Origin of the sequence: Reichenbachiella sp. (genome assembly GCF_039969095.1) — a bacterium.
In the GTDB taxonomy this organism is placed as follows: domain Bacteria; phylum Bacteroidota; class Bacteroidia; order Cytophagales; family Cyclobacteriaceae; genus Reichenbachiella.
The window spans coordinates 357,698-382,468 of record NZ_JBDVOL010000011.1 but is presented as its reverse complement, the minus strand read 5'-3'; the positions used below and the strand labels follow the sequence as shown (position 1 = coordinate 382,468).

30 protein-coding genes and 1 riboswitch are annotated in these 24,771 nt (G+C 38.0%); of the genes, 23 read left to right on the top strand and 7 right to left on the bottom strand.

The features are described from left to right. Nucleotides 1-35 precede the first annotated feature (35 nt). A riboswitch (cobalamin riboswitch) is annotated at nucleotides 36-265 on the bottom strand. Nucleotides 266-551: 286 nt separating this feature from the next. The 10 genes from ABJH98_RS10275 (at nucleotide 552) to ABJH98_RS10230 (ending at nucleotide 7,784) form a co-directional block, all read left to right on the top strand. Further along, complete coding sequence (locus ABJH98_RS10275; protein ID WP_348307582.1) at nucleotides 552-1,016, top strand: hypothetical protein; 465 nt, start codon at nucleotides 552-554, stop codon at nucleotides 1,014-1,016. Between the two features lie 45 nt (nucleotides 1,017-1,061). Next, nucleotides 1,062-2,195 (top strand): ABC transporter substrate-binding protein, encoded by a 1,134-nt coding sequence (locus tag ABJH98_RS10270; protein WP_348307581.1) that lies wholly within the window; start codon nucleotides 1,062-1,064, stop codon nucleotides 2,193-2,195. 44 nt (nucleotides 2,196-2,239) lie between these two features. After that, complete coding sequence (locus ABJH98_RS10265) at nucleotides 2,240-3,256, top strand: iron ABC transporter permease (protein ID WP_348307580.1); 1,017 nt, start codon at nucleotides 2,240-2,242, stop codon at nucleotides 3,254-3,256. After that, the gene (locus ABJH98_RS10260) at nucleotides 3,256-4,224 is read left to right on the top strand and encodes an ABC transporter ATP-binding protein (protein ID WP_348307579.1); all 969 of its coding nucleotides are present in this window, start codon (nucleotides 3,256-3,258) and stop codon (nucleotides 4,222-4,224) included. Before ABJH98_RS10265 ends, ABJH98_RS10260 begins: the two co-directional genes overlap by 1 nt. Then, nucleotides 4,221-4,565, top strand: a complete 345-nt coding sequence (locus ABJH98_RS10255; protein WP_348307578.1) for a hypothetical protein — start codon at nucleotides 4,221-4,223, stop codon at nucleotides 4,563-4,565. Before ABJH98_RS10260 ends, ABJH98_RS10255 begins: the two co-directional genes overlap by 4 nt. Nucleotides 4,566-4,653: 88 nt before the next feature. Then, nucleotides 4,654-5,325: an ABC transporter ATP-binding protein gene (locus ABJH98_RS10250; protein WP_348307577.1), complete on the top strand. Its 672-nt coding sequence runs from the start codon at nucleotides 4,654-4,656 to the stop codon at nucleotides 5,323-5,325. A gap of 139 nt (nucleotides 5,326-5,464) precedes the next feature. Then, nucleotides 5,465-6,382 (top strand): hypothetical protein, encoded by a 918-nt coding sequence (locus ABJH98_RS10245; protein ID WP_348307576.1) that lies wholly within the window; start codon nucleotides 5,465-5,467, stop codon nucleotides 6,380-6,382. A 3-nt stretch (nucleotides 6,383-6,385) separates the two neighbouring features. After that, complete coding sequence (locus ABJH98_RS10240) at nucleotides 6,386-6,802, top strand: LuxR C-terminal-related transcriptional regulator (protein WP_348307575.1); 417 nt, start codon at nucleotides 6,386-6,388, stop codon at nucleotides 6,800-6,802. 76 nt (nucleotides 6,803-6,878) lie between these two features. Then, nucleotides 6,879-7,391, top strand: a complete 513-nt coding sequence (locus tag ABJH98_RS10235) for a DUF4199 domain-containing protein (protein WP_348307574.1) — start codon at nucleotides 6,879-6,881, stop codon at nucleotides 7,389-7,391. Nucleotides 7,392-7,412: 21 nt separating this feature from the next. Then, nucleotides 7,413-7,784 (top strand): VOC family protein, encoded by a 372-nt coding sequence (locus tag ABJH98_RS10230; RefSeq protein ID WP_348307573.1) that lies wholly within the window; start codon nucleotides 7,413-7,415, stop codon nucleotides 7,782-7,784. Between the two features lie 56 nt (nucleotides 7,785-7,840). On the opposite strand, the gene ABJH98_RS10225 is transcribed toward ABJH98_RS10230, so the two are convergent. Both ABJH98_RS10225 and ABJH98_RS10220 read right to left on the bottom strand, forming a co-directional pair. Further along, complete coding sequence (locus tag ABJH98_RS10225) at nucleotides 7,841-8,254, bottom strand: DUF1573 domain-containing protein (protein ID WP_348307572.1); 414 nt, start codon at nucleotides 8,252-8,254, stop codon at nucleotides 7,841-7,843. Between the two features lie 36 nt (nucleotides 8,255-8,290). Beyond that, complete coding sequence (locus ABJH98_RS10220; RefSeq protein WP_348307571.1) at nucleotides 8,291-9,688, bottom strand: AAA family ATPase; 1,398 nt, start codon at nucleotides 9,686-9,688, stop codon at nucleotides 8,291-8,293. A 42-nt stretch (nucleotides 9,689-9,730) separates the two neighbouring features. On the opposite strand from ABJH98_RS10220, the gene ABJH98_RS10215 reads away from it, so the two are divergent. The 4 genes from ABJH98_RS10215 (at nucleotide 9,731) to coaD (ending at nucleotide 12,249) form a co-directional block, all read left to right on the top strand. Further along, nucleotides 9,731-10,222 (top strand): NUDIX hydrolase, encoded by a 492-nt coding sequence (locus ABJH98_RS10215; protein WP_348307570.1) that lies wholly within the window; start codon nucleotides 9,731-9,733, stop codon nucleotides 10,220-10,222. A 68-nt stretch (nucleotides 10,223-10,290) separates the two neighbouring features. Continuing rightward, nucleotides 10,291-10,881, top strand: a complete 591-nt coding sequence (locus ABJH98_RS10210; RefSeq protein WP_348307569.1) for a hypothetical protein — start codon at nucleotides 10,291-10,293, stop codon at nucleotides 10,879-10,881. A gap of 8 nt (nucleotides 10,882-10,889) precedes the next feature. Next, nucleotides 10,890-11,780 (top strand): DUF3822 family protein, encoded by an 891-nt coding sequence (locus ABJH98_RS10205; RefSeq protein ID WP_348307568.1) that lies wholly within the window; start codon nucleotides 10,890-10,892, stop codon nucleotides 11,778-11,780. Between the two features lie 10 nt (nucleotides 11,781-11,790). Next, nucleotides 11,791-12,249 (top strand): pantetheine-phosphate adenylyltransferase, encoded by a 459-nt coding sequence (coaD, locus tag ABJH98_RS10200; protein ID WP_348307567.1) that lies wholly within the window; start codon nucleotides 11,791-11,793, stop codon nucleotides 12,247-12,249. Between the two features lie 3 nt (nucleotides 12,250-12,252). On the opposite strand, the gene ABJH98_RS10195 is transcribed toward coaD, so the two are convergent. Next, nucleotides 12,253-12,927, bottom strand: coding sequence for an NUDIX domain-containing protein (locus ABJH98_RS10195; RefSeq protein WP_348307566.1), 675 nt, complete (start codon nucleotides 12,925-12,927; stop codon nucleotides 12,253-12,255). A 133-nt stretch (nucleotides 12,928-13,060) separates the two neighbouring features. Here ABJH98_RS10195 and pyrE point away from each other — a divergent pair, with 133 nt between their 5' ends. After that, nucleotides 13,061-13,711: an orotate phosphoribosyltransferase gene (pyrE, locus tag ABJH98_RS10190; protein WP_348307565.1), complete on the top strand. Its 651-nt coding sequence runs from the start codon at nucleotides 13,061-13,063 to the stop codon at nucleotides 13,709-13,711. 162 nt (nucleotides 13,712-13,873) lie between these two features. Here pyrE and ABJH98_RS10185 read toward each other — a convergent pair whose 3' ends face one another. From ABJH98_RS10185 to ABJH98_RS10175, 3 genes are read right to left on the bottom strand one after another with little or no spacing between them, the layout of a single operon-like run. Next, entirely contained in the window at nucleotides 13,874-14,635 is a 762-nt protein-coding gene (locus ABJH98_RS10185) for a TIGR02757 family protein (RefSeq protein WP_348307564.1), read from the bottom strand. Then, the gene (locus ABJH98_RS10180) at nucleotides 14,625-15,686 is read right to left on the bottom strand and encodes a LysM peptidoglycan-binding domain-containing protein (RefSeq protein WP_348307563.1); all 1,062 of its coding nucleotides are present in this window, start codon (nucleotides 15,684-15,686) and stop codon (nucleotides 14,625-14,627) included. Before ABJH98_RS10180 ends, ABJH98_RS10185 begins: the two co-directional genes overlap by 11 nt. Further along, complete coding sequence (locus ABJH98_RS10175; RefSeq protein WP_348307562.1) at nucleotides 15,676-16,452, bottom strand: hypothetical protein; 777 nt, start codon at nucleotides 16,450-16,452, stop codon at nucleotides 15,676-15,678. Before ABJH98_RS10175 ends, ABJH98_RS10180 begins: the two co-directional genes overlap by 11 nt. A gap of 70 nt (nucleotides 16,453-16,522) precedes the next feature. Between ABJH98_RS10175 and ABJH98_RS10170 the strand changes: the two genes are divergently transcribed. From ABJH98_RS10170 to ABJH98_RS10135, 8 genes are all read left to right on the top strand, one after another. Continuing rightward, nucleotides 16,523-17,872 carry an NfeD family protein gene (locus ABJH98_RS10170; RefSeq protein WP_348307561.1) on the top strand — a complete coding sequence of 450 codons (1,350 nt, stop codon included), beginning with the start codon at nucleotides 16,523-16,525 and terminating at the stop codon, nucleotides 17,870-17,872. A gap of 2 nt (nucleotides 17,873-17,874) precedes the next feature. Next, nucleotides 17,875-18,057 carry a hypothetical protein gene (locus tag ABJH98_RS10165; protein WP_348307560.1) on the top strand — a complete coding sequence of 61 codons (183 nt, stop codon included), beginning with the start codon at nucleotides 17,875-17,877 and terminating at the stop codon, nucleotides 18,055-18,057. After that, nucleotides 18,058-19,095 carry a DUF3667 domain-containing protein gene (locus tag ABJH98_RS10160; protein WP_348307559.1) on the top strand — a complete coding sequence of 346 codons (1,038 nt, stop codon included), beginning with the start codon at nucleotides 18,058-18,060 and terminating at the stop codon, nucleotides 19,093-19,095. A gap of 71 nt (nucleotides 19,096-19,166) precedes the next feature. Continuing rightward, the gene (locus tag ABJH98_RS10155; RefSeq protein ID WP_348307558.1) at nucleotides 19,167-19,841 is read left to right on the top strand and encodes an HAD family phosphatase; all 675 of its coding nucleotides are present in this window, start codon (nucleotides 19,167-19,169) and stop codon (nucleotides 19,839-19,841) included. Nucleotide 19,842: 1 nt separating this feature from the next. Then, entirely contained in the window at nucleotides 19,843-21,492 is a 1,650-nt protein-coding gene (pgi, locus tag ABJH98_RS10150; protein ID WP_348307557.1) for a glucose-6-phosphate isomerase, read from the top strand. 154 nt (nucleotides 21,493-21,646) lie between these two features. Continuing rightward, on the top strand, nucleotides 21,647-22,012 hold the full coding sequence (locus ABJH98_RS10145; protein WP_348307556.1) for a methylglyoxal synthase: 366 nt from the start codon (nucleotides 21,647-21,649) through the stop codon (nucleotides 22,010-22,012). A gap of 147 nt (nucleotides 22,013-22,159) precedes the next feature. Next, nucleotides 22,160-22,822, top strand: a complete 663-nt coding sequence (locus ABJH98_RS10140) for a TIGR02594 family protein (protein WP_348307555.1) — start codon at nucleotides 22,160-22,162, stop codon at nucleotides 22,820-22,822. Between the two features lie 22 nt (nucleotides 22,823-22,844). Continuing rightward, nucleotides 22,845-24,053, top strand: a complete 1,209-nt coding sequence (locus ABJH98_RS10135; protein ID WP_348307554.1) for a hypothetical protein — start codon at nucleotides 22,845-22,847, stop codon at nucleotides 24,051-24,053. Here the strand turns inward: ABJH98_RS10135 and ABJH98_RS10130 are convergent, their stop codons facing one another. Then, entirely contained in the window at nucleotides 24,054-24,737 is a 684-nt protein-coding gene (locus ABJH98_RS10130) for a YggS family pyridoxal phosphate-dependent enzyme (protein ID WP_348307553.1), read from the bottom strand. Between the last annotated feature and the right edge of the window lie 34 nt (nucleotides 24,738-24,771).

Sequence of the window (24,771 nt, the reverse complement as noted above, 5' to 3'; positions counted from 1 at the left end):
GCCGCAGTTCACTTCACTTTTCTCCCGAAAGCTCAGATAAATGATTAACTACCGGCAGGTCTCCTGGCTCTTCGAAATTTTTTGATTGGCCTTCCCATCCAGACTTGTAAGGACAGTGGCTGTGCTAGATCAAAAATGATATCCTAAGACATCTTCGAATTACAGTTGCGGGAACAGCTTCGGAATCAACATTTAACGTTTCACCGAATTCCCTTTTAATTTCTCAGGTCTTAGACCTTCGAAAACCAATAATTTCGGCAAAGCTAGAGAAATAATTGAGGATGGAAAATAAATAGGTGACAATGAAAAAATAAAGGTCATTAATGTTAGTTCCTGTTGTTGGTAGGGAGATTCTTGTTGTCAGTCTAATAACTAAACCAAAAGCTGAAATCAAGAGTTTACCACTATCAAAAGAAACTATTTCGTAATAATTTTGTCTTTTGTGCAACTAAATGAATGCAATGATCATCTTATACATGTGAAACCGTAAGGATAGTTTCACGTCTTTAAAGAGATGTCATCAAAAAACCAAAGATCAAAACTCAATAATCATGGGACTATTAGGGCTGTTTAAAAAGGAAAAAAAAGGGAAGAAGGCTACTCAATGTAGCGTGTGCAAGTCACATATGGAACGTAATGAAGGCTACGCATTAACTACTTCTCAAGTTATAACTAGTAAAACTTACTGGGACCATAAAATGGTGGAGCCAGAAACAATGTCTTACACTACTCAGCATTTCAAAGACAAAGACGAAAATGCTACAAAAATGAGAGGAATCATTTTTGAAAAGACAGCTGAAAAAGATCAAACTTGGATGACATGCGATACGTGCATCAAACATTTTGATGTAGATCATGCAGAAACAAAAACGCTTGCTGACGAATGGTGGCAGGCCGAAAATGGTCATAAAATCCCGAATACTGGAAAAGCAATTGATCACCTGCCAGGAGCTGATTATGAGTCAATCAAAAAATATGTAACAATGGAAGCTGGTGCTTCATTGATTAGATTGTAAGTACAGAATATTTATTTTCTAAAAGGATAGGTGTTTATTTGCGCGATGAATAGATACCTATCTTTTTTTTTATGCTTTTTGGTTTTTGGAGCGTGTAGTAGTAAAAAACATGCAGAATCTAGTGATGAGGAAAGCCTTGATTCAGAAATCCAATTTGCTGAAAGATTTGATATCAAATACCAAGATGGTATAAAACTAATAACCATCGACAAGCCATGGCAAGGGAGTAAAGAGCCTATCAGGTATCTCCTATATTCCAACGCTATACCTGCTTCATATTTAGACGACAATTCATATATCAAAATTAAAACTCCGGTTCAAACCATAGTTTCTAATCTGACTACTCAATTGGCATTGATGGATCAATTGAAAATCACAGATCGACTCACAGGATTTGCTCAAACTCAATTCATTTATTCCCCAGAGATATTGAGTCGCGTCAAAAATGGAAAAGTAAAAGAAGTAGGGCCTGATGGAAGCTTGGATATTGAGAGTATTCTTAATTTAAACCCAGATATCATTTTGGCATTTAGTTCTGGGACAGAGAATAGACAACTGGAAAAATTGGGAGAACTGGATATGAAAGTTGTAATGAATGCTGGTTATATGGAAACCTCAATATTGGGACGTTTTGAATGGATAAAATTCTTAGGTCATCTATCAGGAACTGAAACATTGGCGAATACTATTTTTGAACAAAAAGTGATGATTTATGATTCATTATTGGAAATAGTAAAGGACAGGCGAGAACCTACGGTAATCACAGGTATTCTTTATGGAGGCACTTGGTTTATGCCTGCCGCAGAAAACTACGGTGCCAATATCATATCGGCAGCAGGAGGTAATTATTTATGGAGTGAAGATCAAGGCACAGGATGGTTGAGCATGGATTTCGAATCGGTTTTTGAGAAAGGCTACAACGCTGATTATTGGATAGGAGTAGCTGGTTACACTTCTCTAGAGCAACTGAAGCAAGCGGATGAAAGGTATGCTGAATTTGAGGCTTTCAAAAATGGCAACGTCTACTCATATATGGCTCGCGTGAATGAGCAAGGTGCTAATGACTATTTCGAATCAGGCAATGTAAACCCAGATCGATTACTGGCAGATCATATCAAAATTTTACATCCTGAATTATTGCCAGAATATGAACTCTATTATTACATGAAATTGGAATAGCCAGTGCTTTTCTGTTAATTTCGTTTAAACACTTCTAGTCTGTTTTGAATAAAGCATTTGTCATACTCATCTTAGTTTTTATCCTTGCCTTCCTTTTGGATGTAATGTTCGGATCTGTATTGATTCCAATAGAGGCACTTTGGGATATCATGGCAGGCGAGGCTGTACAACACCCTGCATGGGAACGTATCGTTATGAATTATAGAATTCCAAGGGCAATAGCGGGTGTATTGGCCGGTAGTGGACTTGGTTTGAGTGGTCTGTATATGCAGACTTTTTTTAGAAATCCATTGGCTGGACCTTATGTGTTGGGAATCAGTGCAGGGGCTAGTTTAGGTGTGGCATTGGTGGTGTTTGGAGAGTCTCTTTGGTTGCTTTTTGGAATTCAATTTATGCCCGGCTTTTCTATGGCTATAGGTGCCATAATAGGCTCTTTTTTAGTATTTGCCGTAGTGCTGTTTTTTTCTACTAAAGTGCGAGACAACACTTCCTTATTGATTATTGGATTGATGTTTAGTAGCGCGACTAGTGCTGTTGTAAGCATTTTGCAATTTTTCAGCAATCCAGAAGATGTGCAAGCTTATTTGATTTGGACATTTGGTGACTTAGGTAGTGTGACAATCAGCGAATTGCAGATATTATTTCCATTAATTGCAATGGGTTGGATAGGGTCAGTTTTTTTAATCAAACCCTTAAATATATTCTTGTTAGGCAATCAGTATGCTAAAAATGCAGGATTGAACATGACTTTAGCGAAATACGGAGTAATTAGTATCACAGCCTTGTTGTCGGGGACAATTACAGCCTATTGTGGACCCATTGCTTTTATTGGATTAGCTACCCCTCATATTGCGCGCATGATATTAGATACTTCTGATCATCGTATTCTAATCCCTTTTGTAGGCTTTTTAGGCGCCATTATCTTGATGGTTTGCGATATTATATCACGATTGCCGGGTTTTTCACATTCACTTCCGCTTAATGCCATCACATCTATTCTAGGTGGGCCACTTGTGATTTGGTTGATTGTAAAACGAGGTAATATATCCAACAGCTTCTGATGACTTCTTTACACATCAAGAATCTAAGCGTAGGGTACGCGAACAAAAAAATTGCTAGTGATATCAATTTAAATCTAAGAAATGGTCGGTTAGTCTGTTTGCTAGGACAGAATGGAGTAGGGAAGTCAACTTTGCTTCGGACACTCTCGAATTTGCAGGAGCGACTATCAGGAAATATTTTAATAGACAAACAAGATATTGAACATCTCGATAGGAGAGACTTAGCAATGAAGCTGGGCATAATAACAACCGATAAAATTGGTACGTCTAATATGACTGTTCGAGAGCTAGTCGCTTTGGGTCGTTACCCTTACACCAATTGGATTGGTCAGGAGTCTGAAAAAGATACCCAAAAGATTGAAGAAGCCATATCCAGATGCAAGATCAATTATATCGAGCATTCGAAACTGTCTGCCATCAGCGATGGGCAGTTTCAGAAAGCCATGGTAGCACGTGTCTTGGCTCAGGATACAGATATTATCCTTATGGACGAACCTACTGCACATTTGGACGTGGTGAATCGGGTGGAAATGTTTCAATTACTCCAATCTATCAAGAATGAAACGGGTAAATCGATTCTGATATCTACACACGAATTAGATCTCTCCATGCAGTTTGCAGATGAGTTGTGGCTCATGAATTTTAATGAACCCATAGTGACTGGGGTGCCTGAAGATCTGGGATTATCAGGCGAACTTGAAAAGATTTTTTTTCATGAAAATTTTCACCTGGATAGCCGAACGGGACAAATTAAATTAAAACAGACACCAGCGCTTTTCTTTAAGGTTGTCGGAGAAGAAAAACCTGTGCAGTGGGTTCAAAAAGCGCTGGAAAGAAATGGATATGGGATTAATGAGGTTGGGGTTGAAATCGAGGTCGAAATAAAGGATAATATATTAGGCTGGAAAATGAATAAACAGGACGGTTTAACAATAAATGAACTGTTGGATTCAATTCAAAAAACATGAGTCAGATAAGAAAAATACGAGAAGAAGAAATAAGGCTTGCCAAGCATCTGTTGGGTTTGGCTAATAAAAACCCTGAGAAGTATGTTTTTCCATCAAATGTAGACGATTATGAAGGTGGTGTGATGGGGAGCATTAATTTTACTTTAGGCGATTCTGGTGATTATGCTGGTGATATTGTGCAAGTAGAATATACTGATGAAGACGGAGTGAGAGTTTTAATCACATTGACTCACAACAGTAAAGGAGAGCTTTTGGATATGGATTTTTGGAAAGAAAATTTTTCAAAACTTTTGAAGTATCCTACACCTGATAAAGTGGCTATTAACACGCGAGGAATATAGTTTGCAAAACCGAAACTAAGGACTTTCGTTTCTCTGTTTAATTTCTATATTTGAGAAAGAGTCAAAAACAACTTCAAAATAAAATCTAATGATCAAACTTAAAGACATAGACAAGTACGTCGATTCTAAGTTTCAGCGCCTATTTATCCTCAAGGGGATCGATTTGGAAGTGAAACAAGGCGAATTTGTAAGTATCATGGGGCCTTCTGGGTCTGGTAAATCTACATTGCTCAATATCATTGGCATGTTAGACAGGCCATCGGATGGAGAATACTATTTTCTTGATGAACCTGTACACAAGTTCAGCGAGCGAAAGACATCAAAACTACACAAGGAATACATAGGTTTCGTATTTCAAGCCTATCATTTAATTGATGAATTGAATGTATATGAAAACATCGAAACACCATTGTTATACAGAGGAGTTAAAGGTAAAGAAAGGGCGAGTATGGTTGCGGAGATGCTGGATAGATTCCAGATGGTAGCCAAGCGAGATTTGTTTCCAGAGCAATTGTCAGGCGGACAGCAGCAGTTGGTAGGCGTAGCCAGAGCTTTGATAGGCGGACCAAATCTATTGTTGGCTGATGAGCCTACTGGGAATTTGCATTCTGAGCAAGGTGAAGAAATCATGAAACTATTCAAGAAGCTGAATGAGGAAGGGATGACCATTATTCAAGTAACACATTCTGAAAAATGTGCCGAGTATGGTTCTCGAATTATTCGCTTGGAAGATGGCGCTGTTGTAAGCGATGGGAAATAACTTTTTACTCAAATAATATTTCAAAACCGAAGTCACTCGCTTCGGTTTTTTTATGTGTGATTGGGTCTGGCATTTATCCTTGCCTATATTTGGTTTTTGTAATTTTTCAATAGAAGCAAATAATTATTATCCCATGGCTATGGATAACTACCTCTCAAGAATTCTAATCTGTCTGTTTTTCATTTGTTTTTCATTTTCTAAAGTTGCTTATGCGCAAATGCCAGAGGATGATCAGCTAAAATTTGACGAGTCTATGGGATGGCTGCAAGAAAATCTAGCGTACTTCTATCAAAACCCATCTACGGGTCAGTGGTGGCATAATAACTTTCTGTTTAATTCAAAAAATGGTGAGATAAACATTAAAAACTCTAGCTCTGATAAACCCAATACCACTGACAAAGATGTTTATTTTGATAGAATTGTTAATCTCAGAGATTTGGATTTGGCTTCAGTCAGAATAGAAGAAATAAGATCCAATAAGGGAAGAATAGTAAAAGGAAAAGTCGTTCACATTGATGCCATTGGTAAAACCCAACGCATACAAAAGTTATATAATGGGGCTCCATCCTTCATGGAGTTTTTTCTACAATTCCCATTTCCAAAGTCTGACGACAAAATGTATGATAAAGCTGAAGATTGTAAGAAACATTTTGAAACAGTGATTGAGTTGTCTTCTAAGGTGTATCCTGATGCCGATTCCTTAGTAAATACCAATTATATTTTTGATCTAATCCCGGGTAAATATGAAGGCTCTGATCGGACAAGATGTGAAATAGTAGAGCTATTCCCACATTCACTTGAATTGAGATTTTACAGAGATGAAAAGCTTTATAAAAAGAGTGTGATCAGTTATGATGAGTCCAATCATCATTTTATCTATTGGATGGTAAATTCAGCTGGAAGTAGCCATTTCGAATTAAACCTTCAATTTGGACAAGAAATCAGCCTCGAAGCCAATGCCAAAGACTATATGCTCAATTTCCCCAATAGCAATCAATTTTCCATTCTTGATAGAGGATCAACTATAGATTATAACCGAACTGGATTTAATAAATAAACATTGAAAAAATCGGCCATATTCATCGGGTTGAGTGTGGGGCTACTTCTTACACTGCTCAATGCGCTGGATTATTTCCACCTCATTCGGGTTTTGTCGTTCGAGTTTTATGCCGCAGGAGTAGGCTTGCTTTTTTTGATTCTAGGCATATGGGCTGGAATTAAATTGAGCTCTTCAAAAAAAGATCAACAATTGGCAAAAGTGTCTATTGAAAATGGCAAGAAAATCAATCTGAGTGACCGAGAACTTGACGTATTGGTCGAATTAAATAACGGACTCTCTAATCAAGAAATTGCCGATAAATTGTTTGTCTCTCTCAATACTGTAAAGACCCACATCAGCAATCTGTACCTAAAACTCCATGCCAAGCGCAGAACACAAGCTTTGGCCAAGGCCAAAGAACTCAGAATAGTTGAGTAAGAGCTATTTCATACTTTCGGGTGAACGGGTTTTTCTTATCTTCCTATACATTTGAGCACAATCAATTACTTGAACAATGAAAAATATAGCAATTAAATATGGTCTGATTGGGTCTGTGGTTATGATGTTTGGTGTCATGCTTCCTTTTTGGATTTATGGAGAGGACATGGAGCTTGGTGCAGGGGAAGTGTATGGTTATGCGTCCATGATCCTTTCGCTTACGGCTATTTATTTTGGGATCAAACAGTACAAAACAGAATTGGATGGTGAGTTGTCCTTCAAGCAGGCTTTCATATTCGGGACATTCGTGAATTTCGTTGCGGCCTTGGCTTTTGGAATTTTTTCTTATGTACTGTATGCCTGGTTGATGCCAGATTTTTTACAAACATATTTGGATCATTCTATCGCCATGGTAAAATCAGATTCAGCATTATCTGCTGAACAAGTTGAGAAAGAGCTGGCATACATCAATGACGGAAAAGAATTGTGGCTGAGCCCGGCTTTTGGTGGACTGCTCATGTTTGGAACCGTATTTCCAATTGGCTTGGTCATGACAGTGATTTCTTCATTTGCATTAAAAAATAAATAACCAAAAACTAAACTTATAGATATGAAATTAGGAGCATTTTCGGTTAGCCTGAGTGTAAAAGATCTGGCTATTTCAAAATCATTTTATGAGAACCTAGGGTTCTTTGTCTTTGCAGGAAGCATGGAGCAAAATTATCTAATCTTGAAAAATGAAAAAACTTTGATCGGCTTGTTTCAAGGAATGTTTGAAGGCAATTTATTGACATTCAATCCAGGATGGGATCAAGAGGCCAATACATTGGATTCATTTGATGATATCCGAGCCATACAAAAGAAATTAAAGGATGAGGAAATTAGCTTAATTCAAGAAGCTGATGAATCTACATCAGGTCCAGCAAGCCTTATGATTGCCGATCCTGATGGAAACATGATCTTGATAGATCAGCATGTATAAAAAATGCCTTTTGAAACGTATGTTCCAAAAGGCATTTGAATGTTCTTATCCTACTTTTAGGAATCCGTTTTCGGTAGAATATTCGTAATGATTTTCACATGCTCTGGATTGTTGGTTGCATTACTCATAATGGTAATGACTTTATTTTGATGACCGATTTTTCCAGTGCTATTGAAGCTTACTTCGATTTTGCTAGAGACTCCTGGTAAGACAGGTTCGCGAGGCCAGCTTGATGCTGTGCAACCACAAGTAGTCATCACATTAGATATCACTACTGGTGCATCTCCTGTGTTGGTGAATTCGAATGTGTATTCAACAGATTCTCCTTGTTCTATATCTCCAAAGTCGTGTGACTTTTCAGTAAACTTGATAAAAGGCCCTGGAGGTGTAGGCGCCAACAATTCAGCATCCTGTGCTGTTACACCAAAAGAAAGACAGGCCAATACAGCTATTGTTAATAAATATTTCATTGCTAGTTTTTTAGTTGTTTGCTACTTAACGTAATTCTAGAAGAATTTGGTGTCAAAATTAACCAGAAAAAGTTCATTTTTCGCTCTGGTAATAGCTGTATATGCCCATCTGATAAAATCATTGTCGATTTCAGCTTCACCCAGATAGCCTTGATCCACAAATACAGCATCCCATTGCCCACCCTGGCTTTTATGGCAAGTAAGGGCGTATGCATACTTTACTTGTAGCGCATTGAGGTACTTATCCTCTTTCATGGCTTCTTTTTGTTGCTTTTTAGACAAGTCCATATAGTCAATTAATACACTTTTATAGAGGGCTTGATTTTGCTCTTGGGTAAGTGCAGGAGTATAGCTATGCAGTCCATCTAATATGATTTTGGCTTCAAAAGGTTCAGCATCCGGGTAGTCTGTCAATCGGATTTCTACATCAGCAAACCGTAAACCGTGTAACTCTTCGGTTTTCTTGATTTTTAAAATCTCCATAAAATCCCCATTCGCTAAAAAGCCGGAAGGCACCTGATCTGTAGCGAAATTGTAGTTGTTTCTGGCGATCATGAGCAAATCACCAGCATCCAACTCGTCTTCCTTATAGAATAGCGTATTTCGTATATAGTGATTGTACATCACTGCATTTTTGTTGGATCTGCAGATAATCAATGTATTTTCCAATCCATATTTATCATGCGCATATCTTAGTCCATCTTCCAACCTTTCTCCTGTCATTCGAAAGATATCTTTGTGTGACTTGGTATCGAAATGTATCTGCTTCTCTTTTTGAAATAAGCTATTCCTTAAAGTGGTGGCATTCAGGAGAATCCCGCTGTTTTCTGCTTGTCGGGTTATTTCTGTAAGTACACTTTCTGTGGTATCTAAATGATAAACATCTGATAAATGTTCGCGATCCAATGCCATGCTTTTTTCCTGATGGACAGGAGGAAGCTGTGCCGTGTCACCAACTAATAGCAGTTTGTTTCCATCTTTTTCAAAGACATACTGAATCAAATCGTTCAGCAGGCTTTTATTTTTATAGTCAGCCTCCGAACTAATCATCGAAGCCTCATCCACAATAAAAATAGTATTGGATTGATAGTTTTTAGTTTGACTAAAGACTGGGCCAGAAGATTCTTGACTTGATTTTGCTTTATAAATTCGTTTATGAATGGTAAAGGCCGTTCGTTGGGCATATTGGCTAATGACCTTGGCTGCTCTTCCTGTTGGGGCCAGCAATACGAATTTGTAGTTGAAAAGCGGAAGCACTTTAACTAAAGTGGCCACAATAGAAGTTTTACCAGTCCCAGCATAACCCTTGAGGATCATGGTGGGCTTGGCTGTCTTGGCCGCGACAAATTGGTCTATAGCTAAGAAAGCCTGATCCTGACTTTTGGTAGGCTCATGTGCAAATTTGTTTCGTAATATTTCTGAAGGTAGAGGCAATCGTTATTGATTAATTTAGCGCAAGTATAGCTACCTCAGAGAATGGGATCAGAAGAAATCAAAACTATTTTTGGTAATCAAGTGAGAGTCCGGGTCATGGGTTTATTGGTAAAGGATGATTGTATTTTATTGTTAAACCACGCAGGACTAAACCAAGAAGACGAATTATGGTTGCCGCCGGGAGGAGGCGTAGAGTTTGGAGAATCCTCAGAAGAGGCTTTAATCAGAGAATTTGAGGAGGAAGTAAATATTTCTGTAAAAGTTTGTGACTTTCTGGGAGTAAGTGAATTTATAAGTAATGGATTGCATGCCATAGAATTATTCTTTGTGGTGGAGCAAATCGGTGGTAAATTACGACTAGGTAGTGATCCAGAAATAAACGGTAATTCTATTTTGAAAGAGGCACGTTGGATGAATATTCAGGGCTTGAAACAATTGAATAAAAATGGCCTTCATGGGCTGTTTCAAGATATTGAATCTTTAGACGATCTATTTGCTAAACGGGGATTTTTTAATATTGGAAATAATCCTTAAAATAGCATTTGCTTAGAGCAGAATTACTCTAAAAAATATTTATACTTGCAAAAAATCGAAATTCAAGCATGGAGAAGACAAGAATAATCTCAATAAGTTTTTTAGTCCTTTCGCTTTTGTTGGCGGGCTTTTTAGGTAACAGCATTTTCAAGTCAATCGACGAAGCTGATAGAATTGCCAGAATGGAAGGTGAAATCATCAACAAACTGATGATGATCAGAGAAGCGCAAATTGGCTATCAAGCAGTAAATGGTCAATATACTAGTGATTGGGACAAATTGAAAAGCTTTGTTGATTCTGGTCAGTTTTACTTGACTTCTAGAATTGAAACTATTCATCAGCTTTCTTACGGAGCGGATAGTGTGGTAGTAGAAATTGATACATTAGGAACTGTTGCAGTAATAGATTCTTTGTTTTCTGCTGATAAATATCCAAAATTCGATTTGAACACATTGGATATTGTACCAGGAACAACGGATAAGAAATTTGCCATGTGGGCAGACAAAATTGAAAAGAGCAACGTAAGAGTAGATGTAGTAGAAGTTTGGAATACTGCTCCAGTAGATCCTAAGAGAAAAGAAGACAATGAAGCTAGAACCAAAAAACCATTGAGATTTGGATCTAGAACAAGTATCACTACAGCTGGAAACTGGGAATAATAAAAGATTTGGAAGCTATACATAGCGCAACATACAAGCTAGTAAAAAGAATCAAAGACAGTAATTTTGATGTAGATCAACTGCATCATTACTGTCTTTCGATGCAAATAGGGATTCGTGATTTTCAAATGAGCATCACAGATACCCGCAATGACACTTGTCTCATGGTGGAGGATTATATCCTTCAGGATGTAAAGACGATTAATGCAAGGTTGCAGGTTTTGGCCAAATTATTTGAAAATCATCACCTGCTCATGGCAGGTTTTTGGGATTCTATCAAACTATCATTGAAGAGTCATAAATTCTCATTAGTTCCTGCTACACACTTTGTGGAGGATTCTGTCAGAGAATATTTAATGCTCAACTGTACCATCAACGAATCTGTAGAAGGAGAATATACTTACAAACATTCTTCATCGAATGTCGTCAATGCTTTCGCTGGTGATAAACGATTGGTGAATTGGATCAACTCATTATACCCTAACAAGGAAATTGAAGTTATCCATCAAGGCAGCGCGCTCATCGAAGGCATATTAAAATATAATACACAAAGCAATACTAAAATTGTGTACTGTATCCTGGATCGGGGTATCATGCACATTTTTGTGTCAGAAAATCATAAGCTTCACTATTACAATCAGTTCTCCATCAAAGAGGCCAAAGATTATGTGAAATACTTGATGATGGTGTTTAAAGAGTTTAATCTGAATCAGAGAACTCAAAAAGTCATTTTGTGGGGAAATATATCGCAGGGCTCAGATCATCATAAATTATTCACAAAATACATTGGAGGTATTTCTTTTGGGAAACGTCCTTCTAATCTCAAATTCAATTATCACTTTGACGAGCTTTCGGATCACCAGTATTTTGATCTACTGAGCATCTATCTTTGTGATTAAACCAGAAGTCATGTCTGACAAAAAAATTGCGCTTTTCCCGGGATCATTCGACCCATTTACGAAAGGGCATCAGGACATTGTACGACGGGCTCTAAAATTGTTCGATGAGGTAATCGTTGCTGTAGGCTATAACAGTGCTAAATCACGTTACTTTGAGATAGATTATATGGTAGATAGGATAAAATCTGCTTTTACTCCTGAAGAGAACGTGTCTGTGATGGTTTATAATGAATTGACTGCTGACTTGGCTAAAAAGACTGATGCTTCTTTTTTAATAAGAGGGTTAAGAAATACTACTGATTTTGAATACGAAAATAGTATCTCTCAAGTCAATAGATATTTGAATGAGAAGTTGGAAACTTTTTTTCTGATTACTTCTCCGGATTATGCCCATATTAGTTCCACTATAATTCGGGAAGTGCACAAGTACGATGGGGACGTGAGTCCATTTCTACCCTATGAACTTTAGTTTTTAGGCTTCTACACCAAGTTTGCGGTATTTGTCAATCACTCTTTCAATGGTTTTGAAAGAATGTAGTAAAGCCACATCCACTTCACTTGCTGTCATCCAAACCACCTTTTGAATATTTTCTTCTTTCTGCGGTTTCATTTGTGAATCATCTATGCAGGTCATTCGATACCAGTTGGTTTTCTTGAGTACATACTTTTTGTTTCTAATATAAGTATGCCAGGTTGAGCATATTTTTTCTTCTAATTGAACTTTGACACCTGTTTCTTCTTCGACTTCTCTCAGGCCTCCTTCCGCTCTTTTTTCCCCTTTTTCCAGTTTGCCTTTAGGTATATCCCACAGATCATTTCTAAGTATCATTAAAATTTTATTGTCCTTTTCAACTACACCTCCCGAAGCTTCTATGATATTGAATTTTGATTTTAGGTATTCCCGAGTTTTAACTTTGTTTTTGACTCTGATTTCGATTTGCTTAATCTTATTGTACTTTTTATCGGTCATTATCATGAAGAGTTTATTGATAGCTTCATGAGATTTTTCTTTAATTAAGACCCTGCCTTTGAGTTTTATGGCTTGGATATCGTCTACATCACTGTCCAGTATTACATCAAACTTCTTTTTGGATTGATGAGCGCGATCACGAATGCGCACTAGTATATCGTTAATATATATTTTCATTTCTCTAAGATGTACATAGCGAACATGGTTAAAAAATTCTGAGATTCACAATTTCATAGATTAATTTTTCTTCAATTCTCATAATTCATTAATCAGGTTAAACCTTGATTTAAAATATTACTAATTTCGCCACATGACTAACAATGAATCAAATCTTCCGCTTAGTGCACAAATCGCAACAGAATTATTAGAGATTAAGGCTATCAAACTGCAGCCAAAAGATCCATTTACCTGGGCTTCTGGTTGGAAATCGCCTATCTATTGTGATAATAGAATGACGTTGTCTTATCCAGCATTACGTACTTTGATCAAAAAGGCATTTGTTAAAGAGATTCAATCAAGATATCCAGATACTGAAATCATAGCAGGAGTGGCCACCGCGGGAATACCTCAAGGTGCCATCATTGCAGAAGAAATGGGATTGCCGTTCATCTATGTAAGAGACAAAGCCAAATCGCATGGAAGAACCAATCGTATAGAAGGTCAAGTGCAAGAGGGTAAAAATGTATTTGTAGTCGAAGATTTAATTTCTACAGGTGGAAGCTCAATAAAAGCCATAGAAGCTTTGAGAGAGGCTGGAATGAAAGTGCTTGGTTTGGGTGCCATATTTACTTATGGGTTTCCACATGCGGATAGAAACTTAATGCAGGCTAAGGTGTCACATTTCACCTTGTCAGATTACCATTCGCTATTGGATATTGCTGTATCGTCAAATCTGATCAAAAGCGACGAATTGGATTCTCTTAATTCATGGAGGATGGAACCAGAAAACTGGAGAGGGTAATTATATGTGGATCTAATTCGGAATTTGTGATCCCGTAGCTTGCGGAGGGATCTCCTTTTTGGTTTGCAGGGAATCAGGTGTGGTGCTTGTCGCTAAGAAGAATTCTCTTGTCATCCGACTATCATCGAATTCCAGTCGAAATGACTTGGAGGGGTTAGAAATTTAATACTTCTCCATTACACCCATACCAAACAAGGCAAAATCATATTTGACTGGGTCATTGGGGTCTAGCTCTCGTAAGTTCTCACTCAGTTCAAGTGCGGCTCTCCAATCGGTTTGTTTGCGTTGTAGCAGACCCAATCGTTTCGCTACACGCTCTACATGTACATCCAAAGGGCAAATTAATTGGGAGGGGAGTATGGTATTCCAAATTCCAAAGTCGACCCCTTTGTTGTCTTTTCTTACCATCCATCTTAGGAACATGTTCAATCTTTTGCAAGCAGATTTCCTGGCAGGTGTGGCTACATGCTTTTTGGTTCGGTCTGGTGCATTGGGGTGTGCGAAAAGGGTGTTGTGAAAATGGGTCAAATAGGCTTCCATGTCATTGGATGGGCCTTTAGTAAATGCAGACTCAAGAGAATCATTTTTTTGATAATGTGATTTTAAAAAATCAATAAAAAAGAGCGTGTCAGTGGGGTTGAAGGTTCTATGCTTGAATGTTAAGAATTTTTTCAGATCATTTTCTTCATGATGGAGCACAAAGTCATGTGGTGCATGATCCATCATCCGCATCAACTCATTACACTTATTGATAATGGTTTTACGCTGACCCCAGGCTAGCGTGGCAGCAAAAAGCCCAGCTATTTCAATATCTTGTTTTTTCGAAAATTGATGTGGTATTGAAATGGGATCGTCTGGAATGAAAGAGGCTTGATTGTACAATTCAACTTTTTCATCCAAAAATGTTTTTATATCATTCTGCATCCAGAGAATAACTGACCGTAATAGGTGTTTTCAAGTCTATGGCGCCCATAGCTTTATACGCAGCAGAAGAGAGTCTTAGCAGCAAGGTGCGATTCATGGCACTCTCTGGTAATTTACCTACGACTTTTGCTTCAATGATTTGATTAGTCATTTGGTTTTTAACCTGAATGGAGGATCCCAATGGTGCAGTACGATGAAGTGCCAGAAATTTTTTGGTGTAATCTGTGTCTTCGATTTTCATGGCAAATCCTTCTTCCATCGTTTGTTTTCTACCTTCCACCTCATTCGTTTTTGTTTTGAACTTACTATTGTCCGTTTTTACATATAAGGTATCCAAAGGAGGTTTTTCAGGTTTTACGTACGAAGAATCCACTTCTTTTTTTACGATAGGTGCAAGGGCGACAGTATCTTTTACTTCTCTTTCTATGCCATCTGAAACTACTAATTTTTGTCCGATAGACAAGGTGTAATCAGGTAGGTTATTCCATTGTTGAATTTCTTCGATTTCGACCTGATACATTCTCGAAATTCCAAAAAGCGTTTCCGAAGGTTGAACTATATGATATTTTACTTCAGGATCGAGTGCGGGTGTTGATGCTATCTTGGATTGGGGGGTAGTGTATAGCGTATCGCCCACACTCAAATTGGCGTTTTCCAACTGATTGATGGCTGCGATGGAATCGACTGACATATTATACATTCTGGATATGGCAAAAAGAGTTTCTCCCACCTGCACGACATGAAAATCATCTGATTCAATTAATGTAATTTCTGCCTCTTGCTTTTTCTTCTTTTTCAATAATGGAACTTGAATAGTATCGTACATTTTCAATCCATTGGTCTTCAATGTTGGATTGAATTCATACAAATCCTCTAGTGTAACTCCATATCTCTTTGTTATCGAATAGAGTGTTTCTTTTGGGTCGGCACGATGAATGATGTATTTCTTGCCCTTTATTTTTTCCACACGAAGGCTATCCATTGGATTATTAGCATATCCAAAATGGGCTATTCCCATCCAAATCAAGAAAAAGAGCAGTCTATAAATCATAAATATTCATTGTAGATTTTTGAGTGACAAATATGGCTTTATTTCTGTAGACGAAAAAAGTGTCTTTACCAATGCCTGTTAGGTGTTCTTCGAGTAAAATATTTTCAATAATCTCACCATTTTCGTTCAAAATGGCAAGTGAGTTGTTAAGTTCCTTGGTACCTTTTTCGTAGTACGAAATCAAAATCTTTTCGGCGAGTTTTAAATACTCGATTTGCCTACAAGGAATAATGTCATACTTGGCAAAATATTGCACAAACCATTGAAAATACTCAGAGTCTTCTGGGTAAGCTGTGGCGTATGAAATATCACTGAATATTTCATGGCTAGAAATGGGGGGTGATTCAAGTGTCGTGCCAGATTGTATGTCAATATAAATTTCTTTGTTTGCAAAATGAGGATGTGGCACTTTGATCCAATCTAAACCAGATTGAATAATTCTTGTATTTTGCAAACTGAATGTAGGCTCACCTCCTTGCCAGTTGAAGGTGTAGATATTAGTTAAATCTGGATTGTTTTGATCGGAATACTGAATAAAGAGGAGCTTTTCGGCGTCATAAGATTTTGAAACTAATCCAGCATACTCTTCACCAAATGAAATGGCCTGAATAATCTCAAAAGGTTTGAAAGACAACAGAAGAAAAGTTTGTGACTTAGTAGCTAAATCATGGGTTTCAATCAAAAGCAAATTTTCATCTGATCCAGGAATGATAGATTTGATAGGAAAATCAAAATTGATTTGGTGATGCGAATTTTTAACCGCCAAAATTCAGTATTCGTTTAATGGATGTGATAAATAATAAATAACTTTCGGGCAAATCTAAATGTTATCCTTGATGTATAAACGTCTCTCTCTTTTATTGTTTCTGTTCATCGTTTTTTTGATTAGCTCCTATGCTCAAGATAGTACTAAAGTCAAGCCTTTAGTCTTTATTTTGAAACTTGATGCAGATATAGATCCCCGAACCAATCGATATACAGAATTGGCTCTAGAAGAAGCAAGAGAGCAAAACGCTGATTATGCAATTATTGAAATGGATACCTATGGTGGAGCACTCAATGATGCCGATGATATCCGCACGCGCGTATTGGAGTTTGAAAAGCCGATCTATGTTTATATCAACAAAGATGCTGCGTCTGCCGGCGCACTTATTTCCATCGCCTGTGATAGTATCTACATGGCGAAAGGAGCAAGTATAGGTGCGGCTACAGTAGTTACCCAAGATGGTGCCGCGGCACCAGACAAGTATCAATCTTACATGCGCTCGATCATGCGATCTACAGCAGAGGCCAATGGCCGTGACCCGAAAATAGCCGAGGCTATGGTGGATCAAGATGTAGAAGTTGATAGCATATCTACGGAAGGTAAAGTGATAACATTTTCAACTTCAGAAGCGATTAAACATGGTTTTTGTGAGGCGCAAGTGAGTGGAATAGAAGATATTATGTCTAGATCTGGTGTAGAAGACTATGACACGTTTGAATATGAACTCACTACTTCAGATAAAATCATAGATATATTTATTAATCCATTCGTTAGTGGGATTTTGATTCTCATTATCCTTGGCGGAATTTATTTTGAACTACAAACGCCAGGTGTAGGCTTTCCAATACTTGCTGCACTGATAGCCATTATCCTATATTTTACCCCATACTACCTGAATGGCTTGGCGGAGAATTGGGAGATCATCATTTTCTTCTTAGGAGTTGTGCTACTGGCGTTGGAGATATTTGTTATACCCGGATTTGGGGTGGCTGGCGTTTCTGGAATCACCATGATGGTCACTTCCTTGATTTTAGTCATGCTCAATAATGATTACTTCGATTTTTCCTTTGTGCCGACTGGCAACTTGACCACGGCAGTTTTGGTGACCTTCTTGGGATTGATCGGATCTTTCATTGTCATGTTTATAGGTGGAGTGAGATTGACCGAATCAGGTTTATTTAAGCGAATTGCACTCGAAACCACCTTAGACAAATCGGCTGGTTATACTTCCAATTTCAAAAAGGAAACATTAATGGGAAAAACAGGTGTTGCTTTTACCATTTTACGTCCGAGTGGTAAGGTGGAGATCGACCATGAAATTTATGATGCCTATACTCGCGGAAGCTATATAGAGCAAGGTGCGAAAATTGAAGTCATAGGTGAAGAAGGGACTTCACTCAAAGTAAAAGAATTAGCATAAGCATGTCGAAAGAAAAACTATTCAGAATCATCTACTGGGTTCTTTTCAGTGGAGCTGTGATCTTTTTATATTTCAGCCTTCGAACTCAATATTATCAATTGGAATATTCGCTTGTGGCACTAGGCCTTTGGGGTGGAGCATTCTTCTTGAATCGATTCGTAAAAAAAGAAGATCCTTCCGAATAAATGCGAGCCCTACGTAAGACAAAGAATTGCCTCAACTGCAAGACGCCTTTGGATGATGTTTATAATTATTGTCCGATTTGTGGGCAGCAGAATGATGATAAAAATGTATCGTTCAGGGAATTGGGTAAGGATTTGTTTGAAAATTTCTTCTCCTTTGATTCCAGACTAGCACATACCTTCTTTCCATTCTTTTTCAAGCCAGGTGAACTGACAAAAAAGTACAATGAAGGCAAGCGCTTCACTTATGCCAATCCCATTCGGCTGTACATTATCGTAAGTTTCTTTTACTTTTTTGTGCTCAATATATTGATGGGAGATTTGACTCGCGAATTGAGTCAAGCTTTAGATTCACCAGAGGTGGATTCAGTGCAAAATGTCTTTCAGAAAGAAATGGAATTCAATTTGGATTCTATCAAGAATGCACCGCCTGTCATGGTGAGATTTGACGAGGATTCACTAGAAGACTCAGCCGATGTTTCTTGGCCATTGGAGGAATGGCAGTGGAAGATGTTCAATCAATACATGGATGATAATTCGGTATCCGAAGAAGCCCTATTCGATTCATTGCAATTGGAAAACCGACATGCACTCACCCAGCTGACTGTCAAGCAGATCATTCGAATCTATAAGCGTGATAAAGAACTATTGGTTTCGCAGATTGTAAAAAACCTGTCGGTCATGATGTTTGTGCTGATTCCAGTTTTCGCACTTCTGTTAAAACTTATGTACATCCGAAGAAAGACACTTTATATCAATCACCTGATTCATACAATTCATTTACACACCTTTGCTTTCTTCGTTTATGGTCTCATGATGGCGATTATGCATTGGATGGTGCAGTCGGATAATGCCCAGAATTGGATGGCGATTGGTTCATTGTCCGTGGTATTCATCTATTCCTTTTTATCGTTCAAGATGGTGTATGGACAAAGTTGGAAAAAGACCTTTTTGAAATATTGGATAACGGCATGGCTATACTTTTACATATTGGTGTTTGCTATTATTACTGAGTTACTGATTTCGTTGTTGATATTTTGATTTTCAGATAATACGCTGCGCTCTTTCATTTGATTAAATCTTCTCTAGTTTTGCCGCCTAATCTTTTACCAATGCTAGAAGCAGTAATATTTGATATGGATGGGGTAATTATGGACAGTGAGCCCATTCATTATGAGACAGAGTTTGAAATTCTAAAACGTTTCGGTGTCACCGATTATCCGTTTTCCGAACATGCCAAATACGTAGGTATGCGCACGCGAGACCTTTGGGCTGGTCATATTGAAAAATATAGACTAGATGCTAGCTGGAAGGAATTAACAATCGAAGGAGATGATGCATATATCAATGGTTTGAAAGAAAAAGACTTCGATCCTATTGAGGGCTTAATTGGTCTTTTAGATCGTATCAAAACCAGTGGTACAAAAATGATTGTAGCTTCTTCGGCTTCAAGAGAGAATATTAAACTGGTTTTAGATAAATTTGCCATTACCCAATACTTCGAAGGTTATGTAAGTAGCCAGGACGTAGAGAAAACAAAGCCCAATCCTGATATTTTTTTGTTAGCTGCCAAAACTTTGGGCGTAGACCCAAAGCATTGTGTGGTAATAGAAGATGCCAAACATGGCGTACAAGCGGCTATTTCTGCAGGTATGAAATGTATAGGTTATCGCAATTTGAATTCTGGAAACCAGGATTTAACCAAAGCACATGTGATCATAGATTCACACAACAACATTGACTTGAAATTGTTAGAAAAATTGACAATTGACAAAACACTAATTTAATATGTTTCCAAAAGTAAATCCTGCTGAAACAAAGGCTTGGGAAGCCTTAGAAAATCACTACGAGGACATTTCGAAAGATCCTATTATCGACATGTTCGAAAAGGACGTTGAGCGATTCAGTAAATTTTCCATTCAATGGAAAGACTTCCTTTTAGATTATTCTAAAAACATTTACTCTGACAAAACGCAAACCTTGTTGATGCAATTGGCCAAGGACTGCCAATTGAAAGAGGCCATAGAGGCCATGTTTACTGGTGAAAAAATCAACGAGACAGAAGATAGGGCAGTGTTGCACACGGCACTTAGAAGCAATAGCAAGGAACCGTTGGAAGTAGATGGCGAGAATGTCCGTCCTTTGATAGCTAAGGAATTGGAGAAAATGAAAGCCTTTACAACCAAACTTCATGCAGGAGATTTGAAAGGTTTTGATGGAAAGGTCATTAAAAACATTGTGAACATTGGTATTGGTGGATCTGACCTAGGCCCTTATATGGTCACTGAGGCATTGAAACCTTATCAAAAAGAAAACATCAATTCTTACTTTGTGTCGAATGTAGATGGTTCACATCTGCATCAGGTGTTGCAGAAAGTGGATGCGGCAGAGACTTTGTTCATCATCGCATCAAAAACATTTACGACTCAGGAAACCATGACCAACGCCAATTCAGCCAAAGATTGGTTTTTGAATATCGCTAAAGACGAGAGCGCTATTGCCAAACATTTCATTGCACTCTCTACCAATAAGAAATCAGTAGAGGATTTTGGTATTGATTCTGCCAATATGTTCGAGTTTTGGGACTGGGTAGGCGGTCGCTATTCGCTTTGGTCATCTATAGGTATGTCTATTGCTTGTGCGATTGGATATGACAATTTCAAAGAGCTCTTGGACGGGGCGGAGGCCATGGATATTCACTTCCGTGAAACTGAATTTGAAAATAATTTACCAGTGATTCTAGCACTTTTGGGTGTATGGTACAACAATTTCTTTGGTGCTGAGTCTCATGCGATTCTGCCTTACGACCAGTATTTGCATCGTTTTGCTAGCTATTTGCAGCAAGGCGACATGGAGAGTAATGGGAAGTTCATAGACAGAAACGGAGAACCTATTGCGATCCAAACAGGACAGATTATCTGGGGTGAACCAGGCACCAATGGGCAACATGCTTTTTATCAATTAATTCACCAAGGGACAAAGTTGATTCCTTCGGATTTTATTGCTGCTGCGCAAAGTCAGAATCCGATAAGTGATCATCACGAAAAGCTCCTGGCTAATTTCTTTGCCCAGACCGAAGCTTTGATGAAAGGTAAAATGGAAGAGACTGTGATCGATGAATTGTTGAAAACAGGAATGGAGGAGGAGGATATTGACTTCTTGTTGCCATTCAAGATTTTTGAAGGTAATCAGCCGACCAATTCTATATTGATCAAAAAAATCACACCATTCAATCTCGGTGCTTTGATCGCTATGTACGAGCATAAGATTTTTGTGCAAGGTGTCATTTGGAACGTATTCAGTTTCGATCAGTGGGGTGTAGAGCTAGGTAAGCAATTGGCAGGACAAATCCTTCCTGAGCTTCAAGGCGATGAAAAGGTGACTTCTCACGATGGATCAACCAATAGTTTGATCAATCAGTGGAAGGAGTGGAGATGATTTGAGAAATGAAGATGTTTCAAAAGTGTTCCGTCATTGCGAACAACGTGAAGCAATCTTAAGATTATGTACGTATCTTAACAAAAAGATCACTTCGCTTCACTCGTGATGACGTATAAATTGCTTTTGAAGCATCTTCAATAAAGAAACGAATATGAGACTAGCAGTAATTGCCCATGATGGAAAAAAAGCCGAAATGGTTGGCTTCTTACTTCAAAATAAAGATCGAATCGCTAAAGCGGATATTGTTGCCACAGGTACCACTGGTTCACATGCAGAAAAAGCAGGATTGAAAGTGAGGAAATTGCTTTCAGGGCCTATGGGAGGGGATGCACAGATTGCTACCTTGGTGGCAGAAGGTAAAATGGATTTAATATTTTTCTTTAGAGACCCTCAAGGCAAACATCCTCATGAACCAGACATTCAGATGTTGATGAGACTTTGTGATGTACATAATATCCCATTCGCAACGAATCCTGCTGGTGCTCAACTACTTTTAGACGGCTGGCCGGCCGAATGAAAAAAATAGCTTAGCATGTATGTTTTAGGCTATTTTTTGAATGACAAATTTCCACATGATTGGGTAAGTCGAAATGCTTTGGAAAGGAGATTGATTTATGTTCATTTTTCTTTTATCTTAGGATAAACAAACCAAAACCAACCTATCATGAGTAAGCTTCTCCAAGTGGCCTTCAAAGAATTGGGTCAAACTGAAATTTCTGGAAGTCAACACAATCCGCGAATTGTGTCATATGCAGAACAATCCAATTTTCCGGGTATCAAAGATGATGAAACACCCTGGTGTAGCATTTTTGTGAATTTTTGCTGTGATGAATTGAACTATGAGCGAAGTGGTAAAGCCAATGCTCGGAGCTGGTTACAAGTTGGGAGTGAATCTGCTACTCCAAGACCTGGAGATGTAGTAGTTTTTTGGCGAGAGAGTTTGCATTCTTGGAAAGGGCATGTGGGTATTTATCTAGGACATTCAGATGACAAAAAGAAAGTATTCTGCATAGGAGGTAATCAAGGAAATGCAGTTTCTGTAGCGGCTTATGATGCTGGAAAGGTGCTGGGTTATCGTCGAATGGGTGCTGAAATACAACTTGAAATTCCAGAGCCAGTTTTGAAAAAAGGAGACAAAGGTGCCGAAGTGATCAAATTACAAAATGTACTAAATAAATTAGGGTTCAATTGTGGTGACGCAGATGGTGACTTTGGCAATAAAACAATTAAAGCACTCAAGTTACTTCAAGCCAACAATCAACTCACTGTTGATGGAGTATATGGTAATCAATCCAAATCTATCATGGAGTCTTTATTACAATCCTAATTTTATCTAAACCTAAACGATCATGACTGGAAGTGTTGCAATAGACGTTGTCATTGGGCTAGTATTTATTTATCTACTCTACAGCTTGTTTGCCTCTTTAGTGGCGGAAATCATCTCGACCAATTTGATGCTCAGAGCAAGAAATCTGAAAGAAGCTATCAATCGAATGATCAATGATGAAGAAGGGGAAGGGAGCAATTTCCCAAGATTTATGGAATTGTTTAATATTCTGCCGAGCAATTATATCAACGACTTAGTAAATAATTTTTATAATCATCAGGAAATAAAATATTTAGGTAGAAAGGCGAACCTGAATCCTTCGGCGATTAAAGCGGTAAATTTTGCTAAAGTCATAATAGATAAGGTGAAAGCCGTGGGTACTGGTACTACAGAAGCTGAAAAACTTAAATCTGGATTGAAAAATTTATGCTTACCCGAAGGAACTGAAGGTTATATAGAAGGAGCCAGACGTGTTTTAGGTCGCAAGACTGCAGAATACATTCAAAGCATATTAGATGATTGTGAAGGTGATCTCAAAGCCTTTAAAAAAGAATTGGAGAATTGGTTTGATAGAACCATGATGCAGACTACCGATTGGTACAAGCAGCGAATGCAAAAAATCTTATTGATCATCGGATTTGTACTGGCCTGGGTTTTTAATGTGGATACATTTTCAATCGTGAAAAAACTTTCAGTAGATCAAGATGCCAGAGAACAAATGGTTCAGATGGCGGGAGCCTATTTAGAAAACAATAGCTATGAAAAATATGGACTATTGGTATCGGACAGTCTGAAAATTGGAGCTGATTCTACGCTGCAGCTGGATTCTGCCTCTCGAGTATTAATCACTGATTATAATGCTCGGTTGGATTCACTCATGAATATCAAAAAAGAACTAAACAAAGATATTGAGTCGGCAAACTCAGTTTTAGGATTGGGATCTTGGCTACCTGATTCTTTGTTGATAGACAAAAAGAACAGAGTAATATATCCCGATTGGATCAATGCAGGGCTAGCATCAAAAATCATAGGAAAGAATAAAGTTGAAAAATCAACTGTTAAAATTTCAACTTGTCAGAAGTGGCAATACCTATTTAGATTGCTTTTTGTTTGGCCAAGTGTTTTAGGATACCTAATCACCGCATTGGCCATTTCTCTAGGTGCACCATTTTGGTTTGATTTGTTAAATAAGTTAATGAAATTGAGAGGAGCAGTTTCTGAAAAGCAATAACTATCTGGACTGGGTATAGTTTCTAGCTCCAAAAATCGTACTACCAATTCTTACCATTGTACTGCCTTCTTCTACAGCAATAGGATAGTCGCCACTCATTCCCATGGAGATTTCACTGAGGTTTAGTTGTGAATGTTGGTATTGACTTTTGAGCGAATCGAAGAGCGTTTTCAACCCTGAGAATTCAGCACGGACTTGGTGGTTGTCGTCCGTATTTGTCGCCATGCCCATCAATCCCTGAATGTTTATATTTTCCAATTCATTTAATTGGTTTGACGCCAAAAATTCATTGATTTCAGTTTCACTAAACCCAAATTTAGTTTCCTCTTTTGCTATATGTACTTGCAATAGACAAGGAATGATTCGATTGTTTTTCTTTCCTTGTTTGTTGATTTCTTTAAGAAGCTTGATAGTGTCAACGCCGTGTATCAAATGAACAAATGGAGCGATGTATTTCACCTTATTTCGCTGTAAGTGACCAATCATGTGCCACTCAATATCCTTAGGAAGAATGGCTTCTTTTTCAACCATCTCTTGAACTTTGTTTTCACCAAAAGCTCTTTGTCCCGCCTCATATGCTTCTAAAATCAATTCGTTTGGTTTGGTTTTACTTACTGCTATGAGTTTGGCAGTGGTAGAGTCAAGCTCTTTTTGGATGGATTGTATTTTATCTGCTACGGACATGTCTTTTACTTAATTTCTTAATCGTGAATTAACA